The 25,591-nt window shown below is 71.4% G+C and carries 18 protein-coding genes, 1 tRNA gene and 1 riboswitch; of the genes, 12 read left to right on the forward strand and 7 right to left on the reverse strand.

What is annotated here, in order from left to right:
- Positions 1–30: 30 nt before the first annotated feature.
- The 8 genes from ACFYWY_RS06530 (at position 31) to ACFYWY_RS06565 (ending at position 8,038) form a co-directional block, all read left to right on the forward strand.
- Positions 31–303 (forward strand): hypothetical protein, encoded by a 273-nt coding sequence (locus ACFYWY_RS06530; protein WP_389180599.1) that lies wholly within the window; start codon positions 31–33, stop codon positions 301–303.
- A 249-nt stretch (positions 304–552) separates the two neighbouring features.
- Entirely contained in the window at positions 553–969 is a 417-nt protein-coding gene (locus ACFYWY_RS06535) for a YciI family protein (RefSeq protein WP_389180602.1), read from the forward strand.
- Positions 959–2,197, forward strand: a complete 1,239-nt coding sequence (locus tag ACFYWY_RS06540) for an RNA polymerase sigma factor (RefSeq protein ID WP_389180605.1) — start codon at positions 959–961, stop codon at positions 2,195–2,197. Before ACFYWY_RS06535 ends, ACFYWY_RS06540 begins: the two co-directional genes overlap by 11 nt.
- Before the next feature lie 394 nt (positions 2,198–2,591).
- A complete protein-coding gene (locus ACFYWY_RS06545) occupies positions 2,592–3,863 on the forward strand; it encodes an LPXTG cell wall anchor domain-containing protein (protein WP_389180608.1) in 1,272 nt (423 codons plus the stop codon).
- A 125-nt stretch (positions 3,864–3,988) separates the two neighbouring features.
- A tRNA-Met gene (locus tag ACFYWY_RS06550) sits at positions 3,989–4,062 on the forward strand.
- Between the two features lie 194 nt (positions 4,063–4,256).
- A complete protein-coding gene (locus ACFYWY_RS06555; protein WP_389180611.1) occupies positions 4,257–5,420 on the forward strand; it encodes a PP2C family protein-serine/threonine phosphatase in 1,164 nt (387 codons plus the stop codon).
- A 262-nt stretch (positions 5,421–5,682) separates the two neighbouring features.
- A riboswitch (cyclic di-AMP (ydaO/yuaA leader) is annotated at positions 5,683–5,839 on the forward strand.
- Positions 5,840–5,850: 11 nt separating this feature from the next.
- Positions 5,851–6,915 carry a M23 family metallopeptidase gene (locus ACFYWY_RS06560; protein ID WP_389180614.1) on the forward strand — a complete coding sequence of 355 codons (1,065 nt, stop codon included), beginning with the start codon at positions 5,851–5,853 and terminating at the stop codon, positions 6,913–6,915.
- 175 nt (positions 6,916–7,090) lie between these two features.
- Positions 7,091–8,038 carry an aldo/keto reductase gene (locus tag ACFYWY_RS06565; protein WP_389180617.1) on the forward strand — a complete coding sequence of 316 codons (948 nt, stop codon included), beginning with the start codon at positions 7,091–7,093 and terminating at the stop codon, positions 8,036–8,038.
- On the opposite strand, the gene ACFYWY_RS06570 is transcribed toward ACFYWY_RS06565, so the two are convergent.
- The 4 genes from ACFYWY_RS06570 to ACFYWY_RS06585 form a co-directional block, all read right to left on the reverse strand.
- Positions 8,035–9,390, reverse strand: coding sequence for a PrsW family intramembrane metalloprotease (locus ACFYWY_RS06570; protein WP_389180620.1), 1,356 nt, complete (start codon positions 9,388–9,390; stop codon positions 8,035–8,037). The two genes, ACFYWY_RS06565 and ACFYWY_RS06570, sit on opposite strands and share 4 nt — an antisense overlap.
- A gap of 60 nt (positions 9,391–9,450) precedes the next feature.
- Positions 9,451–10,242 carry a tRNA (guanosine(46)-N7)-methyltransferase TrmB gene (gene trmB, locus ACFYWY_RS06575; protein WP_389180623.1) on the reverse strand — a complete coding sequence of 264 codons (792 nt, stop codon included), beginning with the start codon at positions 10,240–10,242 and terminating at the stop codon, positions 9,451–9,453.
- A gap of 92 nt (positions 10,243–10,334) precedes the next feature.
- Positions 10,335–11,534 (reverse strand): L-2-hydroxyglutarate oxidase, encoded by a 1,200-nt coding sequence (gene lhgO / locus ACFYWY_RS06580; RefSeq protein WP_389180710.1) that lies wholly within the window; start codon positions 11,532–11,534, stop codon positions 10,335–10,337.
- A gap of 205 nt (positions 11,535–11,739) precedes the next feature.
- Positions 11,740–13,158, reverse strand: a complete 1,419-nt coding sequence (locus tag ACFYWY_RS06585; protein WP_389180626.1) for an MFS transporter — start codon at positions 13,156–13,158, stop codon at positions 11,740–11,742.
- Between the two features lie 764 nt (positions 13,159–13,922).
- Here ACFYWY_RS06585 and ACFYWY_RS06590 point away from each other — a divergent pair.
- Positions 13,923–16,034 carry an asparagine synthase-related protein gene (locus ACFYWY_RS06590; protein ID WP_389180629.1) on the forward strand — a complete coding sequence of 704 codons (2,112 nt, stop codon included), beginning with the start codon at positions 13,923–13,925 and terminating at the stop codon, positions 16,032–16,034.
- 131 nt (positions 16,035–16,165) lie between these two features.
- On the opposite strand, the gene ACFYWY_RS06595 is transcribed toward ACFYWY_RS06590, so the two are convergent.
- Both ACFYWY_RS06595 and ACFYWY_RS06600 read right to left on the reverse strand, forming a co-directional pair.
- A complete protein-coding gene (locus ACFYWY_RS06595) occupies positions 16,166–18,274 on the reverse strand; it encodes a sigma-70 family RNA polymerase sigma factor (RefSeq protein ID WP_389180632.1) in 2,109 nt (702 codons plus the stop codon).
- 221 nt (positions 18,275–18,495) lie between these two features.
- Positions 18,496–19,254 (reverse strand): TetR/AcrR family transcriptional regulator, encoded by a 759-nt coding sequence (locus ACFYWY_RS06600; RefSeq protein ID WP_389180635.1) that lies wholly within the window; start codon positions 19,252–19,254, stop codon positions 18,496–18,498.
- Positions 19,255–19,580: 326 nt separating this feature from the next.
- Between ACFYWY_RS06600 and ACFYWY_RS06605 the strand changes: the two genes are divergently transcribed.
- The gene (locus tag ACFYWY_RS06605; RefSeq protein WP_389180639.1) at positions 19,581–21,125 is read left to right on the forward strand and encodes an FAD-dependent oxidoreductase; all 1,545 of its coding nucleotides are present in this window, start codon (positions 19,581–19,583) and stop codon (positions 21,123–21,125) included.
- Between the two features lie 116 nt (positions 21,126–21,241).
- Entirely contained in the window at positions 21,242–22,891 is a 1,650-nt protein-coding gene (locus tag ACFYWY_RS06610; RefSeq protein ID WP_389180642.1) for a SpoIIE family protein phosphatase, read from the forward strand.
- A gap of 18 nt (positions 22,892–22,909) precedes the next feature.
- Here ACFYWY_RS06610 and ACFYWY_RS06615 read toward each other — a convergent pair whose 3' ends face one another.
- A complete protein-coding gene (locus ACFYWY_RS06615; RefSeq protein ID WP_389180645.1) occupies positions 22,910–24,184 on the reverse strand; it encodes an MFS transporter in 1,275 nt (424 codons plus the stop codon).
- Between the two features lie 145 nt (positions 24,185–24,329).
- Here ACFYWY_RS06615 and ACFYWY_RS06620 point away from each other — a divergent pair, with 145 nt between their 5' ends.
- Positions 24,330–24,929 carry a MarR family winged helix-turn-helix transcriptional regulator gene (locus ACFYWY_RS06620; RefSeq protein ID WP_389180647.1) on the forward strand — a complete coding sequence of 200 codons (600 nt, stop codon included), beginning with the start codon at positions 24,330–24,332 and terminating at the stop codon, positions 24,927–24,929.
- The last annotated feature ends 662 nt before the right edge of the window (positions 24,930–25,591 follow it).

The following is a 25,591-nucleotide window of genomic DNA, read 5'->3' on the forward strand; positions in this document are numbered from 1 at the left end:
ATGCCGAGCACGAGAGGACGGCAGGCAGTCATGGCAACACTGCGCGAGCGGAAGACTTACCGGAACCAGGTCATGAAGGCCCTGTACGAAGCCACCGAGGGCAACCGCCTTCTGGGTGTCACCGGGGCGCGGTTGCGCGACGACCTCGGTGTCCATGAGGAGGACCTGGCCGCGGCCTGCACGTATCTGGTGGGCGAGGGGCTGATCGCGGTCGACTGGGCGACGGGCAATACGCCCTCGATGGTCACGCTGACACATCAAGGAATCCGGCTCATGGAGGCTGAGGAGGAGCAGCAGGGCTGAGGAAGAGCAGGGCTGAGGTGACGCCCGCGGAGCTGATACGCGGCGTCCCGACGGGACTTCACCGGTCGGGGGCGCCGCGTGGGCCGGAGCCTGCCCCTGCCGCTCCCCCCTCCCCGCTCCCCGCTCTCCGTGGTTCCGACGAGTGGTTCAAAAAATTCTCCGCGCACTGTCGAGAATCCGTCATCGGCTGCGACGTCCCCTGTGAGAGTTGCCCACAAGGGGTGGCTACGCATCCGAAGGAGCGACGTCATGAAGTATCTGGTGATGGTCCAGGGCTCTCAGGCCGACTACGAAGCGATGCGCGGCACGGCGTCCGCCCAGAGCCCGGCCTGGAGCGAGAAGGACCTGCAGGCGATGTTCGCCTTCATGGGAGAGGTCAACAACGACCTCTCCGAGTCCGGCGAGCTCGTGGACGGGCAGGGGCTGGCCGAGCCGGCCCTGACGCGTTACGTCACCGTGGACAAGGACGGACGGCCCGTGATCACCGACGGTCCGTACGGAGAGACCAAGGAGCTGCTCGCCGGGTACTGGGTGCTCGACTGCGAGAGCCTGGAGCGGGTCACCGAGATCGCCGCCCGCGTCGCGCAGTGCCCGATTCCCGAGGGGGCCCCCGACTACCCCGTGGTCATCCGGCCCATCCTGGACGGCGGAGGCGATGGCTGTTAGACGTACGACAGAGGTCGAGGACCTGCTGCGCCTGCACGCGCCGCAGGTCCTCGGTGCGCTGGTACGGCGGTACGGGCACTTCGGCGCGGCCGAGGACTCCGTACAGGAGGCGCTGCTCGCCGCCGCGCAGCAGTGGCCTGAGCAGGGTCTGCCCGACAATCCCCGCGGCTGGCTGATCAAGGTCGCGTCCCGTCGTCTCACGGAGCAGCTGCGCAGCGAGGAGGCCCGGCGCAGACGCGAGGAGACGGTCGCGGCGCTGACCCCCCGGGACGCGTTCACGGCGCCTGCGCCCGGTGAGAGCCGCGCCCCCTCCGAGGACGACACCCTCACCCTGCTCTTTCTGTGCTGCCACCCCGAACTCACCCCGGCCGCGCAGGTCGCGCTCACCCTGCGGGCCGTCGGCGGTCTCACCACCGCCGAGATCGCCCGCGCGCATCTGGTGCCCGAGGCGACGATGGCGCAGCGGATCAGCAGGGCCAAGCAGAAGATCAAGGGCGTGCCTTTTCGCCAGCCGGGGCCCGCGGACCGCGATCGGCGGCTCGCCGTGGTGCTCCAGGTGCTCTACCTGATCTTCAACGAGGGCTATACGGCCACTTCCGGCAGCGATCTGCACCGTGCCGACCTCGCCGGCGAAGCGATCCGGCTGACCCGGGCCGTACGCCGGCTGCTGCCGAAGGAGGGTGCGGTGGCCGGGCTGCTGGCGCTGATGCTGCTCACCGACGCCCGCAGCGCGGCGCGCACCGGCCCGCACGGCGAGCTGATTCCGCTCGACGAGCAGGACCGCGCCCGCTGGGACCAGGATTCGATCGCGGAGGGCACCGCGCTGGTGGAGGAGGCCCTGTCCGAGGGGCCGGCCGGCGCCTACCAGCTGCAGGCGGCGATCGCGGCGCTGCATGACGAGGCGGCGCGCGCCGACGACACGGACTGGCCGCAGATCCTCGGCCTGTACGACCTTCTCGTACGCCTCGCTCCCGAGCCGATGGCCGAACTCGGCCGGGCCGTGGCCGTCGCCATGGTGCACGGGCCCGAGGCCGGGCTCGCCGAAGTCGCCAAGCTGGAGGACCGGTTGGCGGGCCACCACCGGCTCGACGCCGTACGCGCGCACCTGCTGGAGAAGGCGGGGGACGCCGAAGGCGCACGTGCCGCTTACCAGTTGGCGGCCCGGCGCACCCTCAGCGTCCCGGAGACGCGCTACCTCCAGATGCGGGCGGCCCGGCTGCGGCCCTGACGCGGTCGGCGCAGCTCGCGGCCGACGCAGCTCATGGCCGACGCAGCTCGCGGCCCAGCGCGAGTCGCGTCCGGACCGGAGCCAACCCCCAGGTCAGCGGCGGGATTTCGCCCGGTGGACGCTGTTGCGAAGTGGTGACAGTACGGGCATTGTCCGCCCGATCTTGAGCGGTGAAGATGAGCACATCGCCGCAAGCCGGGACCGATAAGGACCGAAAAGGATCGAGCGGGACCGAAGAGGCCCGCGAGGACCGAAGAGGCCCGGACGGACGGCGATCTCTCATCTCGCTTCACCGCCTGTCGCGGCGCTCTGCCGCGCTGCTCTTTGGTACGGCCGGCTACCGCCCATCCAGCGGAAGTCCGGCCCCTAGTCGATTCCTTGGGGGGAGTCCACCATGTCCGCTCGCCTAGCCGCCGCAGCCGCGATCACCGTCGCCGCCACCGCCGGCGCCACCCTTGTCCCGCTCACCGCCGCGGCCCACGCCACCCCGGCGGGCTCCGGCAAGCCGCTCACCATCGAGCTGGGCGCCCCCGCGCCGGGCGGGCCGCTGACCCGTGGCGGGGCGAGTGAGACCTTCTCCTTCACGGTGAAGAACTCCGCGGACAAGCCGGTGGACTTCCAGCCGTGGCTGGTCGGCGAGACGGACGGCGCGAGCCCCTTCGCGGCCTCGCACCTGGTATTCGACGTGCAGCCGGTGAACGCCCCGGCGACCGACGAGTTCGTCGGGCAGCAGGGCATCGGCGCGCAGGGCCACTTCCACCCGGCTCAGCAGGGCAGGAACGCCCCCTTCTCCGTGCCCGCCAAGGGCGAGCTGAGCTGGAAGGTGTCCATCGGCCTCGGCAAGAACTACCCGTCCAACAACGGCAACCTGAGGCTCGTCGCCGCCGACCTGGCCGGGAACGCGAAGTACGAGAAGGACGACACCGTCGCCTTCGAGACCAGCCCGAAGATCAACGCCGCACCCGCCTCCATGTGGCTCCGAACCGACGAGAACGAGCCCATCAAGCCCGGTCTGTGGGGCAACGTCGACCTGTTCCACCAGCTCAAAGGCGAGGGGACCTTCGACACCGACCTGGCGACCACCCTGGAGATCGCTCCGGAGCCCGACGCCGACGGTGAGGTTCCGGAGCTGGTGATCGAGGAGTGGCTCGGCGACGGCAAGCTGGTCAGGGCCCCGAAGGTGCCCGGCCTGGACAGGTGGCAGCTGGCCGACCTCCCCAAGAGTTACTTCACCGAGAAGGGGAAGCTGCACCGCTACATCCTTCGCGTGCGCGTCATCGACTTCAAGGGCATCCAGAAGCCGGTCAAGCTCACGCTGCGGGCGACGACGTCGCTGACCGAGGGGAACACGATGCCGTTCCTGGAGGCCGAGGCCAAGATCACGGTCGCCCCCGAGCGCGGCACTGACCCGAGCGGCAAGCCGACCGTGGCCCCCTCCCCGACCGCGTCCGCCTCGCCCTCCCCGACCGCGTCCGCGACGCCGTCCGGGACCCCGTCGGCCTCCGCCACGACCTCGGCCGCGGCTGCCGCGAACGACTCCGTCACCACCACCGGCGCCCTCGCCAGCACCGGAGCCTCCAGCTCCACCTGGTACGCGGCGATCGCCGCCGCGGCCCTGATCGCGGCGGGCGGCGCGCTCACCGCACTCCGCCTGCGCCGCCGCTGAAGCAGCGCGTTGCGCCCAGCCGTGGGCGACGCCCCTCCGGAGGGCCTTCGGAGGGGCGTCAGAACAGGCTCACGCACTAAATGGAGTTGATCTTGCTCCGGATGGCGTAAGGTTGTGTTTACCGACGCGGGGTGGAGCAGCTCGGTAGCTCGCTGGGCTCATAACCCAGAGGTCGCAGGTTCAAATCCTGTCCCCGCTACTGAAGGCAGTGGCCCGGCACTCGACAAGAGTGCCGGGCCACTGTCGTATCTCCTCACTTGTCTCCCACGTCTCCCTCGCTCACGCCCGCGTCGTCCGGTTGGCCGATGGTGAGTCGCCCCCCGGCGCGGCTACAGCCAGCCTGGGAAGGGCGCGGTACCGTCCGCAGCCAGGCGGACGGGCAGGAGATGTCAGGTGGTGCACCGACAGCAGGACGGCGGCTACAGCGCTCCTCGCGTCGTCCGTGTGCTCCCCACGCTGATGATCGTCGGCGGTCTTGTCTTCGACTACTTCACCCCGCCCAGATTCACGGCCGTGCCGTTCTTCGCGGCCGCCCCGCTGATCGCCGCGCCCTTCTCCTCCTGGATCGCCACACTGCTGACCGGCATCGCGGCGACCCTGTCCGTGCTCGGTCTTCGCTACTACAACGAGACCGTGTCCGAGGTCACCTCGTTCACCGAGCTGTTCACCGTGCTCACGGTCGCCGGGCTCGCGCTGCTCATCAATCGCCTCGTACGGCTCGGTCGTGAGCGCCTCGCCTCCGCCCGGGTGATCGCCGAGGCCGCGCAGCGCGCCGTGCTGCCCGCCCCCGCCGCCCGGATCGGCGGGCTGCAGATCGCCGCGCGGTACGAGGCGGCGCAGGCGGACGCCTTCATCGGCGGCGACCTCTTCGCCGTACAGGACACGCCCTTCGGGGTGCGGCTGGTGGTCGGGGACGTACGGGGCAAGGGGGTGGGGGCGGTCGAGACGGTGGCAGTGGTCCTCGGGGCGTTCCGGGAGGTCGCCGAGCAGGAGAGTTCCCTCGAAGGGGTCGCCGCGCGTCTCGAGCGGGCGCTGGCTCGCGAGGGCACACGGCGGGACGAACTGGATGCCGTCGAGGGGTTCACCACCGCCGTGCTCGCCGAGATCCCGCCCGGCGAGGGCGTGGTGCGGGTGGTGAACCGGGGCCACCCGGAGCCGCTGGTGCTGTACGCCGACGGGGACCTGGACATCCTGGAGCCGACCCAGGCCGCGCTGCCGCTGGGAATGGGCGAGCTGGGGGCGTGGCCGGACAGCTCGGAGGCGCATCCGCTGCCTCCCGGGGCGACGCTGCTCCTCTACACGGACGGTCTCTCCGAGGCGCGCGACAAGGGCGGCGTCTTCTACGACCCCGGCCGGCGGCTCGCGGGCCGGCTCTTTCCCGGGCCGGAGGAGCTGCTGGACGCGCTCGTCGACGATGTACGACGGCATACGGGCGGCGGGACCACGGACGACATGGCGCTGCTGGCGGTCAGCCGCCCCACCGAGGCGCAGCCGGACCGCCGCAGGATCGTGCCGGTGATCAAAGCCCTTGGAGGCTCTGATCACCGAAGCGACTGAAGGCCATCGCGCGGCCATGGGCCGCCGCAGGACCGGCACCGTGCGTAGTCGAGGCGCACCCCACCGATAACATCTGATGCACTGTCAGACGAAAGTTCCGGTCCGGGTGTCGATCAAGTCGCCCGATTCCGGCCGCTTGTGTCCTGGTAAGTCCCCGTCAAAGTCGCTAATGATCACTCGGAACAGCTTGGAATACAGCCCCGGCGTCTATTAACGTTCGATAACGCAGCGCGGTTGTCCCAGTCGTCGCAAGAGACGGCACCGTGCGCACGCGCCGAATCCCGCAAGGGAACCGGGGAACCACCAATTGGGGTGAATCGGGCACCTTTTGCCGCTCTTTCCGCGGTTCGAGGCGCTCGTAGGAGACCTTCCTGCTCCGAACCCGTCAGCTAACCCGGTAGGCGAGAAGGAAGGAAAGGAGCACGCCTCCGTGGCGTCCAACAAGCCTGCCCCCGAAGCTCCCTTCGGAACCCTGGAAACTGACTTCTTCGGCAACGAACCGGCGGAGCGGGCATGGGAGGAATGGAACCCCACCGAGGACTCCGTCCGTCCGGTGCGCGGCAGGCACCGTGTCATGAAGCAGCGCGGCGGGCTCGCCCGCAGCTCCACGGTGCTCGGCGTAGGCGTGATCGCCGCGGTAGGCGCGGGGGGCATGGCCACCGCGCAGGACAAGCCGCCGGTCTCCATATCTCTTCCCGACTCGATCGCGGACAACCTGCCTGAAGCCAAGTCCCTGCCTGGCGTGGGCTCCCTGATGTCCGACGACGCGTCGGACGCCGACGCGGGGAACGTGAACGCGGCCCCGCTCACGGCGATGACCCTCGCCTCGGACTCCGGCGCCGAGGCCGGACCGGACAGCGCCGCCGGCGCCGGTGAGGCGCTGCGCGCCCGCATTCTCCAGCAGGCCGAGCAGCAGCAGGCGGAGGCCGACGCCGAGGCGAAGGCGGCCGCGGAGAAGCTCGCGGCAGAGAAGGCCGCGGCGGAGGCCGCGAAGCAGCAGACCGCGGCGGAGGCCAAGGCCGAGGCCGAGAAGCTCGCGGCCGAGAAGGCCGCGGCGGCGAAGGCAGAGGCCGAGCGGCTGGCCCAGCTCGCCAAGAGCTACGCCCTGCCCACCTCCTCGTACACCATCACCTCCACGTTCGGCGAGTCCGGCTCCATGTGGTCCTCGGGCTACCACACCGGCCTGGACTTCGCGGCCCCCACGGGCACGCCGGTCAAGGCGGTGCACGGCGGCACCGTCAAGTCGGCGGGCTGGTCCGGTTCTTACGGCTACCGCACGGTGCTGGAGCTCGAGGACGGCACGGAGGTCTGGTACGCCCACCAGTCCTCGATCTCGGTCAGCGCCGGCCAGAAGGTGACGACGGGCGAGACGATCGGCCGCGTCGGCGCGACGGGCAACGTGACGGGCCCGCACCTGCACCTGGAGGTCCACACGCCGGGCGGGTCGGGGCTCGACCCGATGGCATGGCTGCGCGGCAAGGGCCTCAGCATCTGATCGTGCGCCACAGTCCCCGGCAGCTCTGGCGCACACCCCCCGACGCCAGGGCTGCCGGCACAGCGCGTAGACCGGCACAGCGCGTGGACCGCAGCGCGCACACCGGCGCAGACCGCACACCGGCGCAGGGCGCAGAGCCGGAATAGCCCGCGCCGCCACGGTCGTTGATCCACCCATGACTTCTCTGCGAACCCTCGGCTCGTCCGGCATCGCCGTCTCCCCGCTCGCTCTCGGCGGCAATGTCTTCGGCTGGACCGCCGACCAGGCGCAGTCCTTCGCCGTGCTCGACGCGTACACCGCCGTCGGCGGCAACTTCGTCGACACTGCCGACGCCTACTCCTCCTGGGCACCGGGCAACGAGGGCGGCGAGTCCGAGACCGTCATCGGCAACTGGCTGGCCGCGCGCGGCAACCGTTCCGACGTCGTCGTCGCGACCAAGGCCGGCGCGCACCCCCAGTACCGGGGACTCTCCGCCACCACCCTCAAGGCCGCTGCCGAGCAATCCCTGAAGCGGCTGCGTACCGACTACATCGACCTGTACTACACGCACTTCGACGATCCGAGCGTCCCCGTCGAGGAGATCATCACGACTCTCGACCAGCTGGTGCGGGACGGCAAGGTCCGTGCCATCGCCGCCTCCAACCTCAGCCCCGAGCGGCTCCAGGCGTCCCTGGACTTCTCGGAGCGCGAGGGACTTGCCCGCTACGTCGCGCTCCAGCCGCGCTACAACCTCGTCTCCCGTGACACGTACGAGGGCGAGCTGCGGGACACCGCCGCCCGTGCCGGGCTCGCCGCCGTCCCCTACTCCGCGCTCGCCTCCGGCTTCCTCACCGGCAAGTACCGGCCGGGTGTGGCGGTGGACAGCGCACGGGCCGCAGGCGCGAGCAAGCACCTGGAGACCGGGCGGGGCCTGGCGGTCCTCGCCGCGCTCGACAAGGTCGCCCGGGACCGTGGCGCGCGGATCGCGACCGTCGCACTCGCCTGGCTGGCCGCACAGCCGACCGTCGTCGCGCCGATCGCCTCGGCCCGCACGGTCGAGCAGCTGCCCGCGCTGACCGCGGTCGCCGAGCTGGAGCTGACGGCCGACGAGCTGGCCGAGCTGACCGCGGCGTCGGACATCTAGCTGCGGTACGGGTTGTAGCCGCCGTAGTCGCGGTACGGCGGCGGCGTCCACACCCGGCCCGTCGCCCGTGCCGCGTACGTCAGCGCGGGAGCGGCGACGTCCTTGCGCTGCCACAGGTGGTGCAGCAGCTCCTGCTCGCGCTCCGCGAAGTCCGCTCCCGCCGCGCCGCGGTGGGCGCGGTGGCGCAGAAAGGCCAGGGACGTCGCGAACCGCTGGTACTCCGACACGGCGTGCGCGGCGGCCGGTCCGTGCGCGCGCCGGGCGACGTCACGGGCCATCGTGCGCGCCCGCATCGAGGAGAGCGCGCCCGGCTCGGCGGCGGTCAGCCAGCCGGCCGCGGCGTACGCGGGCAGCTCGGTGGATATCGTGCGCAGTTCGCGCTGCCGGGTCCAGACCGTCAGCCAGGTCAGCAGCCCGAAGACGGGGACCATGAACGCTCCGTACACGACGTAGAAGCCCCACGGGCCGAAGAGCGACGACGAGCCGTTCCACAGGGCGTGCATGCCCATGGCGAGGGCGAGGCCGAGCAGCGGCAGCAAGATCCGGCGGATGCGCTGTCGCCGGGTGGCGAGCGCGGCGATCCCGAAGCCGATGCCGGTCAGCACGGTGAAGAGCGGGTGGGCGAACGGCGACATCACGACGCGTACGAAGAAGGTCGCCGCGGTCACGGAGGCGAGCCCCGATGTGCCTATCTCCTGGTCCTCGCCGAAGGCGCTGCCCAGGTAGAGGATGTTCTCGGTGAAGGCGAAGCCGGTCGCGGTGAAGCCGGCCACGACCACGCCGTCGACGAGCCCGGTGAAGTCCTGTCTGCGGAAGATGAAGATCAGCAGGATGGCCGTGGCCTTCGCGCTCTCCTCGACGATCGGGGCGATGACCGTCGCGCCGAGCGTGTCCGCGCTCGCCGGGTCGGCGGTGGCGGTGGCTATCCACCGGGTCGCGAAGGAGTTCGCGATGATCGCGACGAGGGCGGCGGCGAACGCGCCCCAGGCGAACGCGAACAGCAGATTCCGCCAGGGCCCCGGCTCGACCCGGTCCAGCCAGCGGAAGGCCGCGGTGAGGAGCGGGACGGGAAGGGTCGCGAGGCCGAGACCGACCAGGAAGCCGTGGGTGCCGGTCTGTTCGCGTACGAGCGCGAGGATGACGAGGCCGGAGAGTGCCAGCAGGGTGATCAGCGCCCCCGCTCGTAGCGCCCTGCTGCGCCAGATCCGGGAGGCGCGGCGGGGTTTGTAGCGCCAGCGGGCACGCTCCGGCACGGCGGCGAGCAGCTCGGCGATGTGCTGCTGCTCGAACGCCGGGACTGCCGGATGCGGTGCGGGATCCGGTGCGGGGTCCTGCGGGGACGACTCGTACACCCATCGACCCTAACGAGGGCCACTGACAACTGGCGACGGTGTCCTTGCTGCTACTCAGGGTTACGCGGGCCTCAACGGGCGGCGGAACAGCAGGTCGTGCACATTGTGGCCCTTGTCCAGGCCCTGGCCTTCGAACCGGGTGAGCGGGCGGAAGGCGGGACGCGGGGCGTAGCCGCCGTCCTCCTGGGTGTTCTCGAAGTCCGGATGCGCCGAGAGCACCGCGAGCATCTGCTCGGCGTACGGCTCCCAGTCGGTCGCGCAGTGCAGGATCGCGCCGGGCTTCATGCAGGTGGCGGCGAGGGAGAGGAACTCGGGCTGGATCAGCCGCCGCTTGTGGTGCCGCTTCTTGGGCCAGGGATCCGGGAAGAAGACGCGCAGCCCGTCGAGCGAGCGGGGCGGGAGCATCTCCCGCAGGAGGATGATCGCGTCGCCGTTGGCCACCCGGATGTTGGACAGTCCGTTCCGCTCCGCGAGACCGAGGAGATTGCCCTGGCCGGGGGTGTGGACGTCGACGGCGAGAATCCCGGTGCCGGGGTCCGCGGCGGCCATCTGCGCGGTGGCCTCACCCATCCCGAAGCCGATCTCCAGGACGACGGGCAGTCCGCCGAACATCTCCTCGAGGTCGAGGACGCGGTGCCCGTCGATGTCGAGGCCCCAGAGGGGCCACAGCCGCTGAAGCGCATCGCCCTGCCCGGCGGTCACGCGGCTCCGCCGCGGCTGGAAGCTGCGGATGCGCCGCTCATGGTGCGACCCGGCGGGATCGGCGACGGGCCCGCCGGGGAAGCGGGGCTCGCGGTTGGCGCGGATGGGGGCCGGGGTGCCGTCGGGGGTGTGGTTTCTGAGCTCAGACACAGTGCGTCAATTCTACGGGGGCGCGGGGTGGGGCCGGGGCCGCCCGGCAGCCGGCTCCGTCCGCGAAGGCCGGGACCGGCTAGCGGATCGCCCTAGCGGATCGCCGGGGACAGGTTGCCGCCCGTCAGCGCGGTCAGGGCCCTGCGCGCCACCTCGCGGCCGATCTGCAGCGACGCCGTCGCCGCCGGGGACGGCGCGTTCAGCACATGCACCGTCCGCGGGGCCTCGCGGATCAGGAAGTCGTCCACCAGCGTCCCGTCCCGCAGCACCGCCTGCGCCCGCACCCCCGCGGGGACCGGGCGCAGATCGTCCTCCGTCACCGCCGGGAGCAGCCTCCGCACCGCCGTCGCGAACGCCCGCCTCGACAGCGAGCGGTGCAGCTCCCCCGCTCCGTACCGCCAGTGCCTGCGGGCGATCCGCCACGAACCCGGCCAGGCCAGCGTCTGTGCCATGTCGCGGGGGCGGACCACCGACCAGCTGTAGCCCTCGCGGGCCAGCGCCGGGACCGCGTTCGGTCCGACGTGGACGCCGCCGTCTATGCCGCGGGTGAGGTGGACCCCGAGGAAGGGGAAGGCCGGGTCCGGGACGGGGTAGACCAGGCCGCGGACCAGCTCTGGCCGCGTCAGCTCGTAGTACTCGCCCCGGAAGGGGACGATCCGCATCCCTGGCTCGTCACCCGCCAGCCGTGCAACCCGGTCGCAGTGCAGCCCTGCGCAGTTGACCAGCACCCGCGCCCTGATCACCGCCCCCGAAGCCGTACGCACGGCGACGCCCCAGCTGCGGCGGTCGATGGCCACGGCCTCCTCGCCGTACCGGATGTCCGCGTCGGACGCGGCTCCCAGCTGCGCCGCCACCGCCGCGAAGTCGCACACCCCGGTGGTGCGGACCCGGATCGCCGCGAGGCCCCGCACCTGCGGCTCGTACTCCATGATCTGGGCGGGGCCCAGCTCACGCACCGGAATGCCGTTCTCCCGGCCGCGCTGGACCAGTGCGTGCAGCCGCGGCAGCTCGTCCCGGCCGGTGGCCACGATCAGCTTTCCGGTGACCTTGTGCTCGATGCCGTACTCCGCGCAGAACTTGACCATCTCGGCCGCCCCACGCACCGCGAACCGCGCCTTGAGCGACCCAGGCCGGTAGTAGATCCCGCTGTGGATCACTCCGCTGTTCCGGCCGGTCTGGTGCCGTGCGGGACCGGGCTCCTTCTCCAGGACCGTCACCCGGGTGCCGGGAGCCGCGCGCGTGAGCGCATACGCCGTGGACAGGCCGACGATCCCGCCGCCGATCACCAGCACGTCACAGTCGAAACCATGCCCATGGCCATGCCGGGAGCCATGCCCGGAGCCATGCCCGTAGCCACGCGCGAAGTCCTGCCCGGACGCCGTCACCGCGTCACCTCCCACCCCGATAGTGCACTGGCCCACTGACAAAGCCCTTAAACCAGGTGAACCGGGTTGCGCGCCATCGGCCAGTCCTACGCCGGAGCCACCGGCAGCTGCCCTACGCCGGAGCCACCAGCAGCGGCCGGGCCCGCTCCCGCAGCTCCACCACCCGCGGCTCGTCGCCGTACGGCTCCAGCCGGTGCAGCAGATCCCGTACGTACTCCGTGGTCCGCGCCGAGGAGATCCGCCCCGCGACCTCCACCGCGCGCGTGCCCGCCGCGCACGCCGCGTCCAGGTTTCCCGACTCCAGTTCGGCGACGGCCGACACCACAAGCCGCAGCCCGTGCGAGCGCACGAACTCCTCCGTGGGCCGCGACAGCGCCTGCTCGGTGAAGCGCCGCACCTGGCGCGGAGCCTTCAGGTCGCGGTAGCACTCGGCGGCGTCCGCTGCGAACCTGTCGTACGAGTAGAAGCCCAGCCAGGACGGATCCGCGTCACCCTCCCGCGACCGCTCCAGCCAGCCCTCAGCCGCCTTCAGCGCGGCCCCCGACGCCGGCGCGTCGCTTGCCTTCGCATGCGCCCGCGCCTCCACCAGCCGGAAGAAGCTCATGGTGCGGGCGGTGGCGAGGCCGCGGTTGCGCTCCAGGGCCGCCTGCGCCAGGTCCACGCCCTCGTCCGCGAAGCCGCGGTACGTCGCCTGCAGCGACATCGAAGCCAGTACGTAGCCCCCGAGCGGGACGTCCGCCGCCGCGCGGGCCAGCCGCAGTGCCTGGATGTAGTACCGCTGCGCCGCCTCCTGCTGACCCGTGTCGAAGGCCATCCACCCGGCCAGCCGGGTCAGTTCGGCGGCCGCGCCGAACAGCGCGCGCCCCACTTCGTCCGAATACGACCCGAGGAGCAGCGGCGCCGCGTCCACCCGCAGACACTCCGGCACCATCGATGAACGCCAGTCCCCACCGCCGTACTTGGAGTCCCAGCGCCGCGCGTCCTCCGCCGCCTCCCTGAGCTTGGCCACATCGCTGTGACCCACGCGGGCGGGGGTGTCGTCCGCCGCGTCCACCGACCGCTCGACCGATGAGTCGGCGGGGGTTATCAGCCACCGGGACGCAGGCGTCGCGTAAGCGCTCACTGCGAAGGAACCGGCCAGCGACTGCCAGATGCCGCCGCTGCCCGCCCGCCGCCCCGCCAGATCCAGGCGGTACAGCTCGGTGGCCGATTTCACCGCCTCGCCCACATCGCGGGGGAAGGCGAGCCCGACCTCGGGGGCCGGGTCGGCGTCCGCCAGACCGATCTCGTGCAGCGGCACCGGACGGCCCAGCTTGGCGCCGATCGCGGCGGCGATGAGATGGGGCGCGGCGCCCTGCGGCACCATGCCCTTGGACACCCATCTCGCCACGGAGGTCTTGTCGTAACGAAGGGTCAGACCGCGCTGCGCGCCGAGGTCGTTGACCCGCCGGGCGAGCCCGGCGTTGCTGATTCCCGCGAGGGCGAGAACGGTGCCGAGCTTTTCGTTCGGCCCGCGTAGCTCCCTGGACATGCGCCACCCCTCGACACACAGACGGCCGCCGCGTCGCTGCTTGGGCGCACGGCATTCGTGCTGTGTCCTCCGCCGGTGAACAGCTCCGGGCAGCTCTGGGGTCCCGGCTGCAAAAGCACCTGGCCGAGCCCCTCGGAATATGCACCCATGCGGAGAACATCAGTAAACCCAGCGTAGTTCGCCGCATCCCGACCGTTAAGAGGCGGTGTTCCGTATGGCGAGATTGTTGTGCGTTGGAGGAGACGGCAGGTGGACGGCGGGTCGTCATGCTCTCTGGCGTGCTCCGGGTGTGTGGCCGTGCGCCCGTCCGTGCGCTCTGGCCGGGCCGGGTGGGCGAGCGCTTCGATGAGTCCTGCGTGGGTCGGCCCACTGCGTACTGGAACCAGTGGGCTGGGGGACACCGCTGCCTCAATCCCCGCGGGTGGCGGACCGGTCCGGGAGGCGAACAGCGCCTCCCGGACTGCGTGTGTGCACAGGTGGTGGACCGGTCAGCGGTCCGGAGAATGTCCGCAGAATGGCTGAATGCTGACCGTCCTTCACGTCCCTTTTGCGCCTGTGTGGGCGTCGGCCGTCCTTACCGTCGTGTCCAGGACGTGTCCTGGAACGTCGTCAAATCGCCATTGCCAGGGGCGCGTTCCCTTTTTGCGCGCGCGACCCGGAGCCCCTCCTGTGCGCCGCCTTCGTGGCAGCATGTTCCCGAAGCGGCATGTTCCCGAACGGCTACGGCCGGGGACAGGGTTTGTCCACAGCCTGTGGAGGCGGCGATGCGGTGGTTGGTGGGCTGGAGCAGTATCGCCGCGAACTTCGGTACGGCCGGGGCCGTCGGGGCGTCCGACGAGGGCCGCACCGTCCACCCCGTGGGCGCCCAACTCCTGTGGGGAGACCCGGATCCGCTCTGGGCGGTCGGCGACTGGCGACCCGACGAGGTGCGCGTCGTCACCGTCGATTCCATCACCAAGCTCGCCGTCCTCGGCTGTTGCGCGGCCAGTGACGAGGAGCTGCGCGTCGGGCTCTTCGCGGCGCGCGGCGGGGCGCTCAGGCATCTGACCGCGTGGGCCGGCAGCTACACGTGCGTCGTGCAGGTCGGCCGCCGGGTCACGATTGTCGGCGATCTCGCCGGGGCGAGACCCGTCTTCTACACGCCGTGGGCGAACGGCACCGCGTACGCAACCGCCGCCCTGCCGCTCGCCGACCTGATCGAAGCACAGCTGGACATCGGGCACTTGGCGGCGCTGCTCGCCTGCCCGGAGACGCCGGAGGCGCTGCGCGATTCGACTCCGTACGACGGGGTGAAGCGCATCCCGCCCGGGCACGCGCTGATCCTTCGCGAGGGGTCGAGGGAGATCACCGGATACGAGCCGGTGGCCTCGCTCGCCGTGGCCGGGCCGCAGATCGAGGCGGAGCGCGCGGTGGACGGCGTACGGGACGCGCTGATCGATGCCGTACGGGCCAGGCTCACCGCGCCACGGCACGCGCCCGAGACCCTGCCGCCCGACCCCGGGCCCGTACCGGGGATGGGGCCTGCGGAACGGCGCGCCGCGCGCGGGGGCCCGGCTCCGGGAATCGGCGCCGACCTGTCCGGCGGCAGCGCGTCCGGCACGATCGCGCTGCTGGCGGCGGGGCTGCCGGGGCGGCCGGGCACGGTGCTCGGCCATGGCACGGGCGCGGGGGAGCGGCTGCTCGCCGTCACCTTCAACGATCTGGTGACGGGCGGACGCGAGGCGGAAGAGGCAGCCGAGCTGGAACGGGCGCGGGCGATCGCGTCGAATCCGCGGCTGCACCATGTGGTGGTCGCGGCCGGGGAGGAAAGCCTGCCGTACGCGGGCCTCGACGGGCCGCTGACCGACGAGCCCGCGCCGTCGCTGGTCACGGCGGACCGTCACCGCAGCCGACTGGCCGCGGGCAGCGCCGACCACTTCACGGGGGCGGGTGCGCGGCAGGTCCTGGACGCGCATCCGGCGCGGCTGGCCGACCTGCTGCTGGACCGGCGGCGTCGCCATCTGCTGCGCCCGGCCGCGGCGTTGGCGCGCGCCGAGGGCCCATCGCCGCAGTCGCTGTTCATCCCGCTGACGTTGTACCGGGCGGCGCGACGGCTGGCCCGCACGCCCTACCGCACCGGCCTGGAGACGGCGGCGGACCGCCTGCTCGAGGCGAACCGGCCCGGCGGCCTCCGGGACGGCACCGGGCCGCTGGGGGCGTCGCTCGCCGCGCTGACCTGGTCACGGCCGGGGCCTGCCGCGCGCTGGCTGACGGGTGAGGCGCTTGCTGAAGTATCGGTTCGCCTGACGGGGGTGGCGACGCGCCCGACCTCGGTCCAACGCCCGGGCGAGGCCCGCGCCCGGGCGGCGCTGAACCGCCACGCGTCGGACCAGCGCATCCTGGAACAGGCCGCGGAGATCCGCAGCCAGCGCCTGCACGCGCCCTTTCTGGACAACCAGGTCGTACGGGCCTGCCGCGACCTTCCCGAATCGCTACGGGTCAAGCCGGGCGCCCGCGCAGAAATCCTCCGCAAGGTCCTCGCGGGCGCGGGCATTTATGACCTGCCGCCGGGCTGGGGCGCGACCACCCATGCCTCCTCCACGGCAGCGGCCCGCACGGGCCTGCGTGCCTCGCTCCCTCACCTGATCGCCCTCTTCGACGCCCCGCTGCTGGCGGACGCGGGCCTGGTGGAGGCCCGCGTCATCCGCAAGGCCCTGCGCGCGGCGTCGGAGGGCGAACCGGTCCCGCTGGACGGCCTGGCGGACCTGATCTCGACGGAGCTGTGGCTGCGGAGGCTGCTCTCGCGCCGGGGTACATGCTGGACGGGCACGGCGGCGCCGAGGCAGAGGGCGGTGGCGGGAGGGGTTCCGCCGAGACCGACACTGCAGTCGGGGTGACGGCTGCAGGGTGACGGCCGGCGGGTGACGGCTGCTACGTGGCCTCGGGAGCCGAGTGGCTTGGGGCCGAGTGCCTCGGGGGCCGAGGGCGCCGGGAGCCGAGGGGCTGGGCCGCAGTCGGCCCGGTCCGGTCAGCGGCAGCTGATCCGTGAGTGGGCCCAGTCTCCGAGCGCCGCCGAGTCGAGCACCGCATGCGGTTCGACGACCAGCCGCATCGTCTTCCGCCCGGCGAGCGACACATGCACCGGCACGGCCGTGTCCCCGCCGCGCATCACCGGGGACCGCCACAGCCGATCGCCGTCGCCGTAGACGGAGAAGCGCATCGCGCCCAGACCCAGCGTCAGGTCGTCGACCCCGACCAGTGCGTCGTAACTTGCGCACTGCCGATTGAGGTCGATGGTGACGGAGGACTTTGCGTGCACGGTCACCCCGTGTCCGTACCGCGTGCCGTCGATCGACATCCCCGAGCGCTGCCAGAGCCAGCTGCTCCCACGCAGGCGCACCTCGGGCCTGGTGTGGTCGCCCCTCACGCCGTACTCGAGCCGATTGAGCTGGTACACCCGCAGGGCCGGCGCGGGCGGCGGAGTGGGCGGGGTGGGCTTCGGCGTGGGCTGGGGGCCGGGCGGGGCCGGCAGCTGGGGCCTTGGCTGGGCAGGTGTGGGCTCGGCCGGCTGCGTCGGCTCGGCGGTCGGCCTGGCCGCGGACGCGGCCGAGGGCGCCGAGGAGTTCCTCGGTGGCGGGGTCGGCTCCGACGGGGTCGGCTCCGCCGCGGACCTCGCCGGAGGCTCCGGCTTCGATGACGGCGCGGGCTTCTGCGGTACGACGGGTTGGGTAGCCGGAGGCTTCGCCCCGGGCTCCGGCGCGGTCATGGGGTCGCCGCCCGATAACGCCCACACCAGCCCGGCCGCCGCCGCGACAGCCGCCGCAGCGATACCGGCCTTCACCGGCGCTCCCAGTCCCTCCGATGCCGCGGCTCCACCCGCACTCCCGGAGGCACCCGACGCACCGCCAGAGGCAGCGGCGGCCGCACCGGCTCCCGCCGCGCCCGCGGCCCCGCCGGCCGCGACCCCGGCCACCTTGAGGGAGTACCCGGCGGCGAACCAGCCGATGACCGCGACCGGCAGCAGCGCCGGAATCCCGTCGTTGACATGCGCGAGCTCGCCCGCCGCCAGCCGGCACTTGGCGCATTCGTCCAGGTGCTTGCGCAGCCCCCGCTCGGCCCGCATCCGCAGACCGCCGCGGGCATACGCCCCCAGCCGGTCGGCGTACCGGGCACAGTCGCCGCCGGAGGTGAGCGCGGTGCTCACATGGGCCTGCAGATAGGCCTGCCTGAGGCCCTCGCGGGCCCGGCTGGCCAGCACCGCCGTGGCGTTGGCGGTCAGCCCGAAGAGCGGCGCGACCTCGCTCGGCGACTCCTCCTCGACGGTGGTGTGCCAGAGCACCGCCTGCCAGCGTTCGGGCAGTGAGCGGAAGGCCCGGACGGCCAGCGACTGCTCCGCCTCGTGCATCGCGCGCACATCGGCGCCCAGATCGAGCGCAGCGTCGCCGGCCGCGTCCGAACTGCGGGCGGCCTCCGCGGCGAACACCGCGAAGTCCTCGACCAGTTGCTCCCGCTTTGCCGTTTTCATCCAGGCGGCGGCGACGCGCCGGACGGTGGTGAGAAGATACGCCCGCACTGCCAACTCGGGCCCCGAGCCCCCGCGTACCGCCTGCAGCGTCCGCGCGAACACCTCGGCCGTCAGATCGTCGGCGGTGTGCGCGTCCCGGCAGCAGGTGCGCGCATACCGGCGGACGGAGACCGAGTGGCGGCGGAACAGCTCCTCGTAGGCGCTGTCGTCGCCCTCCCGCATACGCTGGATCAACTCGGCGTCGGACGCAGGCAGTTCACGTGGCGCAGCTAAGGAGACGAGGCTCCCGCCCTCGCGCTGCGGGGGCACGGGATGCTCGTGCCCGCCCCCCACCCCGGAACCGGACGCGCCGGTCGCGCCGGACGCATCGGCGGGACCCGAGGCATCGGCGGGACCCGAGGCATCGGCGGGACCCGAGGCATCGGCGGGACCCGACGCATTGGCGGGACCCGGGGCACCGGCGGGACCCGATGTATCGGCGGGACCCGAGACGCCAGGCACCCCGGAAGACCCACCGGGCCCGCCCTGACTCGGCACCTGCCGAGAAGACAGCCCGGTCCGCTCACCGCCGCCCGATCCGTCGAGTGACTCGTTCCGACCGTCACCGCTCATCGCGGAAGCCCCCGTAAGCACCATCCGACCCCAACACCGGCCAAGAGTGCCACAGAGCGGCATGGGTCCATACCCTCTGCTACCTCAACCACTCATCCGGGGAGCCTTCCCGAATCCGAGCTACCTCTCACTCGTTCGGGAAAGGCTCAACCGGCCTTGTGCAAGAGTCAGTTGGAGACCAGGCCTGAGCGGACGGATCGCTCACTCAACGCCGGTGCACCTCACGCGGACCGCGGCCGCAGTCCCTCCAGCAGGATGTCCAGCAGCCGGGCCGAAGCCGCCGCCTGCTGTGCCGCATCCGGCAGCGAAGGCGCGGCCGTGGCTATCACCAGCAGCACGTCCGCCACGGTCACATCGTCGCGCAGCTCACCCGCCGCCCGCGCCCGGTCGACCAGCTGCCCCACGACCTCCAGCAGAACCGCCGCGCCCGTGTCGTCCTGCTCATCGGCCGGCACCGGACGCGGCCCGACCACCCGTAGCCCGGGCTGCGCGCCGACCCGCTGAAGCGGCACCCGCGCCCCGTCCCGTACGACAGCCGTCGACTCGTCGCCGTCCACGCCCACCCGCAGCACCTGCGGCGGCAGCAGCCGTCCCGCGCCAGAAGCCACCGACGTACGCAGGAAACGGGAGAGCGCCGACCACGGCTCCTCCTCCTGCCCCAGAGCCGTACGCGCCTGCTCCGTCAGCCGGGAGGTCTCCTCCTCGGCTATGCGCCGCACCAGCACGTCCTTGCTCGGGAAGCGGCGGTACACCGTCCCTACGCCGACCCTGGCCCGGCGCGCCACGTCCTCCATCGGCGCGCCGTACCCCAGCTCGCCGAACACCTCGCGAGCGGCGCGCAGTACATGCTCGAGATTGCGCTGTGCGTCCACACGCAGCGGTGCCGAGCGGCTGGCCCCGCCCGATCCCGCTCGTCCGTTCCCGTCGGCCGTCGAACCCTGTGCGACGGCAGCCTGCCAATGCGAATCCTGAATGGTCATACACGTTCCCCCGGTCATGATGTCTCCCCCCGGAGACCTCCCCGCCCAGTCTGCCGAGCGTGCCTTGACCGGACACCCCGACGAGGTACGAACATAGTTGAGCCAGGGTCAATTCAGAAGGGGGTAGTTCCGCACAGAGCGCCCCCCGATCGGAGCAAGGGCCGGAAGGTTCCTGTTTAGGCCCCCTCCCGCCACCCCTCTCGCCGGGTCTGACCTGCACACCTTCCCCGCCGCCCGGTGGAGCGCCGCTGCAGAGTGGCGTGAAGCCTCCGGTCACACAATTTGCCGAGGCTGTGGACAAACGCCTGAGGCCGTTGCCTCATGGGATGGTGAAGGCTGCTAACTTCCGGGGGACGACCCCCGGCCCCCCGCCGGGCGCGCGCATTCTCGTCATCGGCGGTGGCTACGTCGGGATGTACACGGCACTGCGACTCCAGCGGAAACTGAAGCAGGAGCTGGCCCGCGGCGAGGTGGAGATCATGGTGGTCACGCCGGAGCCGTACATGACCTACCAGCCCTTCCTCCCGGAAGCGGCCGCCGGTTCCATCTCCCCGCGTCATGTCGTGGTCCCCCTGCGCCGCGTGCTCGACAAGTGCAAGATCGTCATCGGCGAGGCCAGGGCAGTCGACCACGGCAAGCGCACCGCGACCGTCACCACCCTCGCCACCGCGGAAGAGGGCACCGGCCCGGTGGCATTCACGTACGACGAACTCGTCATCGCGCCGGGCTCGATCTCCCGCACCCTCCCGATCCCCGGCCTCGCCGACTACGCCATCGGCTTCAAGACCGTCGAGGAAGCCATCGGCCTGCGCAACCACGTCATCGAGCAGATGGACATCGCCTCCTCGACCCGCGACCCCGCGATCCGCGACGCGGCCCTCACCTTCGTCTTCGTCGGTGGTGGCTACGCTGGCGTGGAGGCACTCGCCGAGCTGGAGGACATGGCCCGCTACACCGCGCGCTACTACCACAACATCAAGCCCGAGGACCTGAAGTGGATCCTCGTAGAGGCCAGCAACCGCATCCTCCCCGAGGTCGGCGAGGAGATGGGCAAGTACGCCATCCGCGAGCTGCGCGCACGCAATATCGAGGTACGCCTCGAAACCCGCCTGGACTCCTGCGAGGACCGTGTCGCCGTACTCAGCGACGGCTCCCGCTTCCCGACCCGCACGGTCGTGTGGACCGCGGGCGTCAAGCCGGCGCCCGTCCTGGCCGCCATGGACCTGCCGCTCAATGAGCGCGGCCGGCTCGTCTGCACCGCCGAGCTCACCGTCGCCGGCGCCGACCACGCCTGGGCAGCAGGCGACGCCGCAGCCGTCCCGGACGTCACCGCAGAAGAGCCGGGCAAGGAGTGCGCGCCCAACGCCCAGCACGCCGTGCGCCAGACCAAGGTCCTCGCCGAGAACATCACGGCGTCGCTGCGCGGCGAGCCCCTCAAGGAGTACGCCCACAAGTACGTCGGATCGGTCGCCTCCCTCGGCCTCCACAAGGGCGTCGCGCATATCTACGGCCGTAAGCTCAAGGGCTATCCGGCCTGGCTGATGCACCGCGTGTATCACCTCAGCCGCGTCCCCACCTTCAACCGCAAGGCCCGGGTGCTCGCCGAGTGGACCCTGTCCGGGCTGTTCAAACGCGAGATCGTCTCCCTCGGCTCGCTGGAACACCCACGCGCCGAATTCGAACTCGCAGCGGGCGGCAAACGCCCGGGCCACGGGCCCGACAGCGGACCGCACCACGGCAAACCCGGACCCAAATCCGGACCCAAACCCGGGCCGAAACCGGGCTCTCGGCCCGGCTCCCCGCCCGGACCGAAGTCCGGTCCCGAGCGCCGCCCCGACAGCGGCCCGCAGAGCGGCTCCAGAGGGAACTGACGGAACTGGACGGCGTGGACTGTCAGTCCGGTCGGTCACACTGGACGTGTGACCATTGGTGGGCTCACACCTGCACAGAGTGACCCTTGGCGACAACCATTGAGGCTAGAGAGTCAGTGAACTTCACGCGTTGGAGCGCAAGGCTCCCCGGGACGCAGCGCCGCGCCGCAGCGCGGAGGACCGACCGTGGGATCTCCCCCGCTCAGCGAGGGGAAGGCTCCGTGCCGGCGGCCCGCGGTGAGTACGCACAGCAGCCGGAGCCCCTATCGGACGTCCCCGCCCTAGATGACTTCTCCGTACCCGAGATCCTCGGCCGGCTGCCCGCCCTGGTCGCCGTGGTGTACGGCACCGAGCACCGCGTCGCGTACGTCAACGAGGCATACGCCTCGGCCTTCGGCCACCGCGCGGTCGGCGCGACCGCCGCCGACACCTGCCCCGAGCTCGCCGAACTGGGCCTGCTGCCGCTCATGGACCAGGTGCTGCGCAGCGGCAAGCCCCGCACCGTCAAGTCCCGCAAGGTCCGCGGCCAAGGCTCGTACACCGTCACCTGCCTGCCCGCCGAGAGCCCCAAGAAAGGCGGCGGAGTCCTCGTCTTCGCCGCCGACGTCACCGACCACGCCGAGGCCGCCGAGCGGCTGCGCGCCAGCGAGCGCCGCCACCGCGAGACCGCTGTCACCCTCCAGAGATCGCTGCTCCCGCAGGAGTTGGAGCAGCCCGACGATCTGCGCATCGCCGCGACGTATCAGCCGGGCGGCACGGACGCCGCGGTCGGCGGCGACTGGTACGACGTCATCACCCTCGGCGCCGGCCGCACCGCGCTCGTCATCGGCGACGTGATGGGCCGAGGCGTGCGCGCGGCCGCCGTCATGGGCCAGCTCCGCACTGCCGTACGGGCATACGCTCGCCTCGACCTCCCGCCGCACGAGGTGCTCCAGCTGCTCGACGGCCTGGCCTCCGAGATCGACGCCAGCCAGATCGCCACCTGCGTCTACGCCGTCCACGACCCCAACGAAGGCCGGCTCGTCTACGCGTCGGCCGGCCACCTACCGATCCTCGTCCGGGACGAGGACGGCACGGTCCGCCGCGCCGAGGAACCGACCGGCCCGCCGCTCGGCACCGGCGGCTGGCTCCACACGTCCGGCACCATCGCCCTCCCGCCCGGCTCCAGTGCCGTCCTCTATACGGACGGTCTGGTCGAGCGCCGCGGCGAGGACATCGACGAGGGAGTGGCCGCCCTGGAGCGCGCGCTCGGCGGAGCGACCGGCACGCCGCAGGTCGTCTGCGACCGGCTGATCCGTTCCCTGGGAGTGACCGCGGAGCACGACGACGACGTGGCCGTACTGGTCGTGCAGCACCCCACGCGTACGGGCGTGTCCGCCGAGCTCTTCCACAACGCCGCCCTGGAGCTGCTCGGCGGCATCGAAGCGGCGCCGCGCGCCCGTGCCTTCGCCTCCGGCGTCCTGGCCTCCTGGCGTTTCTCCCCCGAGCTGCACGACCTGGGGGTGCTGGCCGCCAGCGAACTGGTCGCCAACTCCCTCCAGCACGGCACCCCGCCCATGCGCCTCAGACTCCGCCGCACCGACCGCCGCCTGATCATCGAGGTGACGGACGGCGACGACCACCTGCCGCGCCGCCGCCGCGCGGAAACGGAGGACGAGGCGGGCCGCGGGATTTCCATCGTCGCGACGATCGCCTCGTCCTGGGGGAGCCGCCGCACTCCGGGCGGCGGCAAAGCGGTGTGGTGCGAGTTCGCCCTGCCCGCGTAGTCCTTCCCACGTGCCTCGTCAGGCAGCGGGCTCCAGCTGCTCGGCCGGCTTGTGCGTGGCCACCACCCGCGACCTCGACACGAGCGAGGGCTGGTCCTGTACGGGAGTGAGCCGCCTGCCCAGCCGCAGCGCAAGCACGCTGATGCCGAGCGAGAACAGCACGAACGTCACGATGTACGGCCCGTGCAGCGCGGCACCCATCGGGCCGCCCACGGCCGGACCGACCGCCAGCGCGAGCTGCTTGACCAGGGCGAAAGCGGAGTTGTACTGCCCGACCATCGCCTCCGGCGCCAGATCGGCGACAAGCGGCGCGACGGTCGGCGACAGCATCGCCTCGCCGAGCCCGAAGAGCGCGTACGTGGAGATGAACGCGGCCGTCGCCATCGCCTGGCTGCCGTTCCCGAGCCCCGCGTACCCCGCCGTGATCCACGCGACGGCCCAGATCAGCCCGACGGCCGCGATCACCCGGCTGCGCCTGCGCCGCTCGACGAACTTCAGCACGACGAACTGCGCGACCACGATCACCGCGGTGTTCGCGGCCAGCGCCGTCCCGAGGGTCGCGGGCTCGATCCCGGCGGCCTCGGTCCCGTACGCGGCGAGGCCCGACTCGAACTGTCCGTAGCAGGCGAAGAAGAGGACGAAGCCCAGCACGCACAGCTGGACCATGGCCCGGTTCCCGAGCAGCGCGCGCATCCCGCCCCTGGCCTTGGCCTCTGCGTTCTCGGGCCGCGCCTCCTGCAGCGAGAGCGAACTCGGCAGCCGCACGCTGAACGCGATCGCCGCGAGTACCAGGAACATCGCAGCCTCGATGCCGAACAGCAGAAGGAAGCTGCCCGGCCGGCTCTCGTCGACGATGTGTCCGCCGATCAGCCCACCGATACCGAGGCCGAGGTTCTGCAGAAAGAACTGCGTGGCGAAGGCGCGGGTACGGGTCGAGGCGTCAGAGGACCAGACGATCATCGTGGCGAGGGCGGGCTGCATCACGGCGGTACCGGCTCCGAGCAGCGCGGCCGACAGCACGACGGTCGGCACACTCCCCGCCAGCCCCATCGACGCCGCGCCGGCGGACGCGAGCACGGCCGCCCCCACCAGCACAGGCAGCGGCCCGCGTCGGTCGATGATCCGCCCGGTGAAGGGGAGGGCGACGAGTGCGGCCATCGCGAAGACCGCGAGGACGGCACCGGCCGTCGTCGCGCCCAGGTCCCGCACCTGCGCCACATAGACGTAGAGATACGGAACAGTGAAGCCGAGTCCGAACGCGCTCAGCGCGTTCCCCGCCTGAATCCGGCGCATCGCTGCACCCGTCGCCCTGGTCACACTCACCTGCCTTGAGGTCTTGAAGGACTGAAGTCTGAAGACTTCAACACTAAAGTTAGATACTGAACAATACACATTGAAGGACTTCAACGCCAACGCGCCCCATGCGATACTTCGGCGCATGCCAACCGAGAGCCCCGAGGGCACCGAGTCGCCCGGCAGCCCCGCGCCGGGCAGCCCCGGCCCCGGCCTGCAGGAGCCGAGCCTCGACGAACAGATCGCCGCCTATCAGCGCGAGTTCGGCGACCTGGACCCCCAGGTGGAGAAGGTCGTCTCGGCCCTGGGCCGCCTCAACCGCCGGATGAACGTCGCCTACGGCCGCCAGGTCGCCGAGCTCGGCATCAGCAACGCCGAGTGGGAGGTCCTGAAGAGCCTGGTGCTCGCGGGAGCGCCGTACCGGATGGGCCCGGGCGAACTCGCCAAGCGACTGGGCCTCACCCCGGCCGCGATGACCCACCGCATCGACCGCATGGCGAACGAGGGCCTGGTCACCCGCGACCGCGACGAGACCAACCGGGTCCGGGTCATCGTCGAGCTGACGGACGAGGGCCGTACGAAGTGGCTCGAGGCGATGCGCATGGCCACGAACTTCGAGGAGGACCTGCTCCAGGACCTCTCGTCGGACGAGCGGGCCATGCTCGGTGAGCTCCTGATCCGCGTCCTGCGCCGCGTGGAACACGCCCAGCCGGACGCCGGCGGCAGGCTCACCGACCTGGACTAGGGCCCCGGTGGGGTGGAGTTGACACACCCCTGGCCGGTACGTAAAGTTCTTCGAGTTGTCACGGAGCCGGAACGGTTCCGCGACAGCCACTCCCGCCGCGAATGCGGCAACCAACTCAGCACGATCTCCCAGCCGGGATGAATTTCGGCACGCCGAAATTCACTTCGAAGACTCGATTATGAGTCGCCCGGGAAGTCCGCTAGAGTTTGGGCGTCGGAACGGCCTAGCAGTCGGAAAGACAACCCGAGTTCGACCGGGAATCAGGCCCGAAAGGATCTGATAGAGTCGGCACCGCCGGAAAGCCGAAAGGTCGGAAAGCGAGCCCCTTCTGACGGGGAATCGGACATGAAAGCGTCTGATAGAGTCGGAAACGCAAGACCGAAGGGAAGCGCCCGGAGGAAAGCCCGAGAGGGTGAGTACGAAGGAAGCGTCCGTTCCTTGAGAACTCAACAGCGTGCCAAAAGTCAACGCCAGATATGTTGATACCCCGTCCATCTTCGGATGGTCGTGGTTCCTTTGAAGTCCTACTGGCCCATGTGGTGGGTAGGCAATTTACACAGCGAGGATGCTGTGGACGGCAGGCCTTATTCCGGTCTGTCCGTTCCGCTCTCGTGATGTGTGTCCCGATTACGGGAAAACATTCACGGAGAGTTTGATCCTGG

This window comes from Streptomyces sp. NPDC002870 (assembly GCF_042888505.1).
Taxonomy (GTDB): domain Bacteria; phylum Actinomycetota; class Actinomycetes; order Streptomycetales; family Streptomycetaceae; genus Streptomyces.

What these genes read in the sequence shown, in the direction of transcription:
- ACFYWY_RS06595 (WP_389180632.1), bottom strand. Translation starts at nt 18,274, where the DNA reads ATGAGCGGTGACGGTCGGAACGAGTCACTCGACGGATCGGGCGGCGGT.
- ACFYWY_RS06605 (WP_389180639.1), top strand. Translation starts at nt 19,581, where the DNA reads ATGGTGAAGGCTGCTAACTTCCGGGGGACGACCCCCGGCCCCCCGCCG.
- ACFYWY_RS06530 (WP_389180599.1), top strand. Translation starts at nt 31, where the DNA reads ATGGCAACACTGCGCGAGCGGAAGACTTACCGGAACCAGGTCATGAAG.
- ACFYWY_RS06590 (WP_389180629.1), top strand. Translation starts at nt 13,923, where the DNA reads ATGCGGTGGTTGGTGGGCTGGAGCAGTATCGCCGCGAACTTCGGTACG.
- ACFYWY_RS06535 (WP_389180602.1), top strand. Translation starts at nt 553, where the DNA reads ATGAAGTATCTGGTGATGGTCCAGGGCTCTCAGGCCGACTACGAAGCG.
- ACFYWY_RS06615 (WP_389180645.1), bottom strand. Translation starts at nt 24,184, where the DNA reads ATGCGCCGGATTCAGGCGGGGAACGCGCTGAGCGCGTTCGGACTCGGC.
- ACFYWY_RS06620 (WP_389180647.1), top strand. Translation starts at nt 24,330, where the DNA reads ATGCCAACCGAGAGCCCCGAGGGCACCGAGTCGCCCGGCAGCCCCGCG.
- ACFYWY_RS06565 (WP_389180617.1), top strand. Translation starts at nt 7,091, where the DNA reads ATGACTTCTCTGCGAACCCTCGGCTCGTCCGGCATCGCCGTCTCCCCG.
- ACFYWY_RS06600 (WP_389180635.1), bottom strand. Translation starts at nt 19,254, where the DNA reads ATGACCATTCAGGATTCGCATTGGCAGGCTGCCGTCGCACAGGGTTCG.
- ACFYWY_RS06540 (WP_389180605.1), top strand. Translation starts at nt 959, where the DNA reads ATGGCTGTTAGACGTACGACAGAGGTCGAGGACCTGCTGCGCCTGCAC.
- ACFYWY_RS06545 (WP_389180608.1), top strand. Translation starts at nt 2,592, where the DNA reads ATGTCCGCTCGCCTAGCCGCCGCAGCCGCGATCACCGTCGCCGCCACC.
- ACFYWY_RS06585 (WP_389180626.1), bottom strand. Translation starts at nt 13,158, where the DNA reads ATGTCCAGGGAGCTACGCGGGCCGAACGAAAAGCTCGGCACCGTTCTC.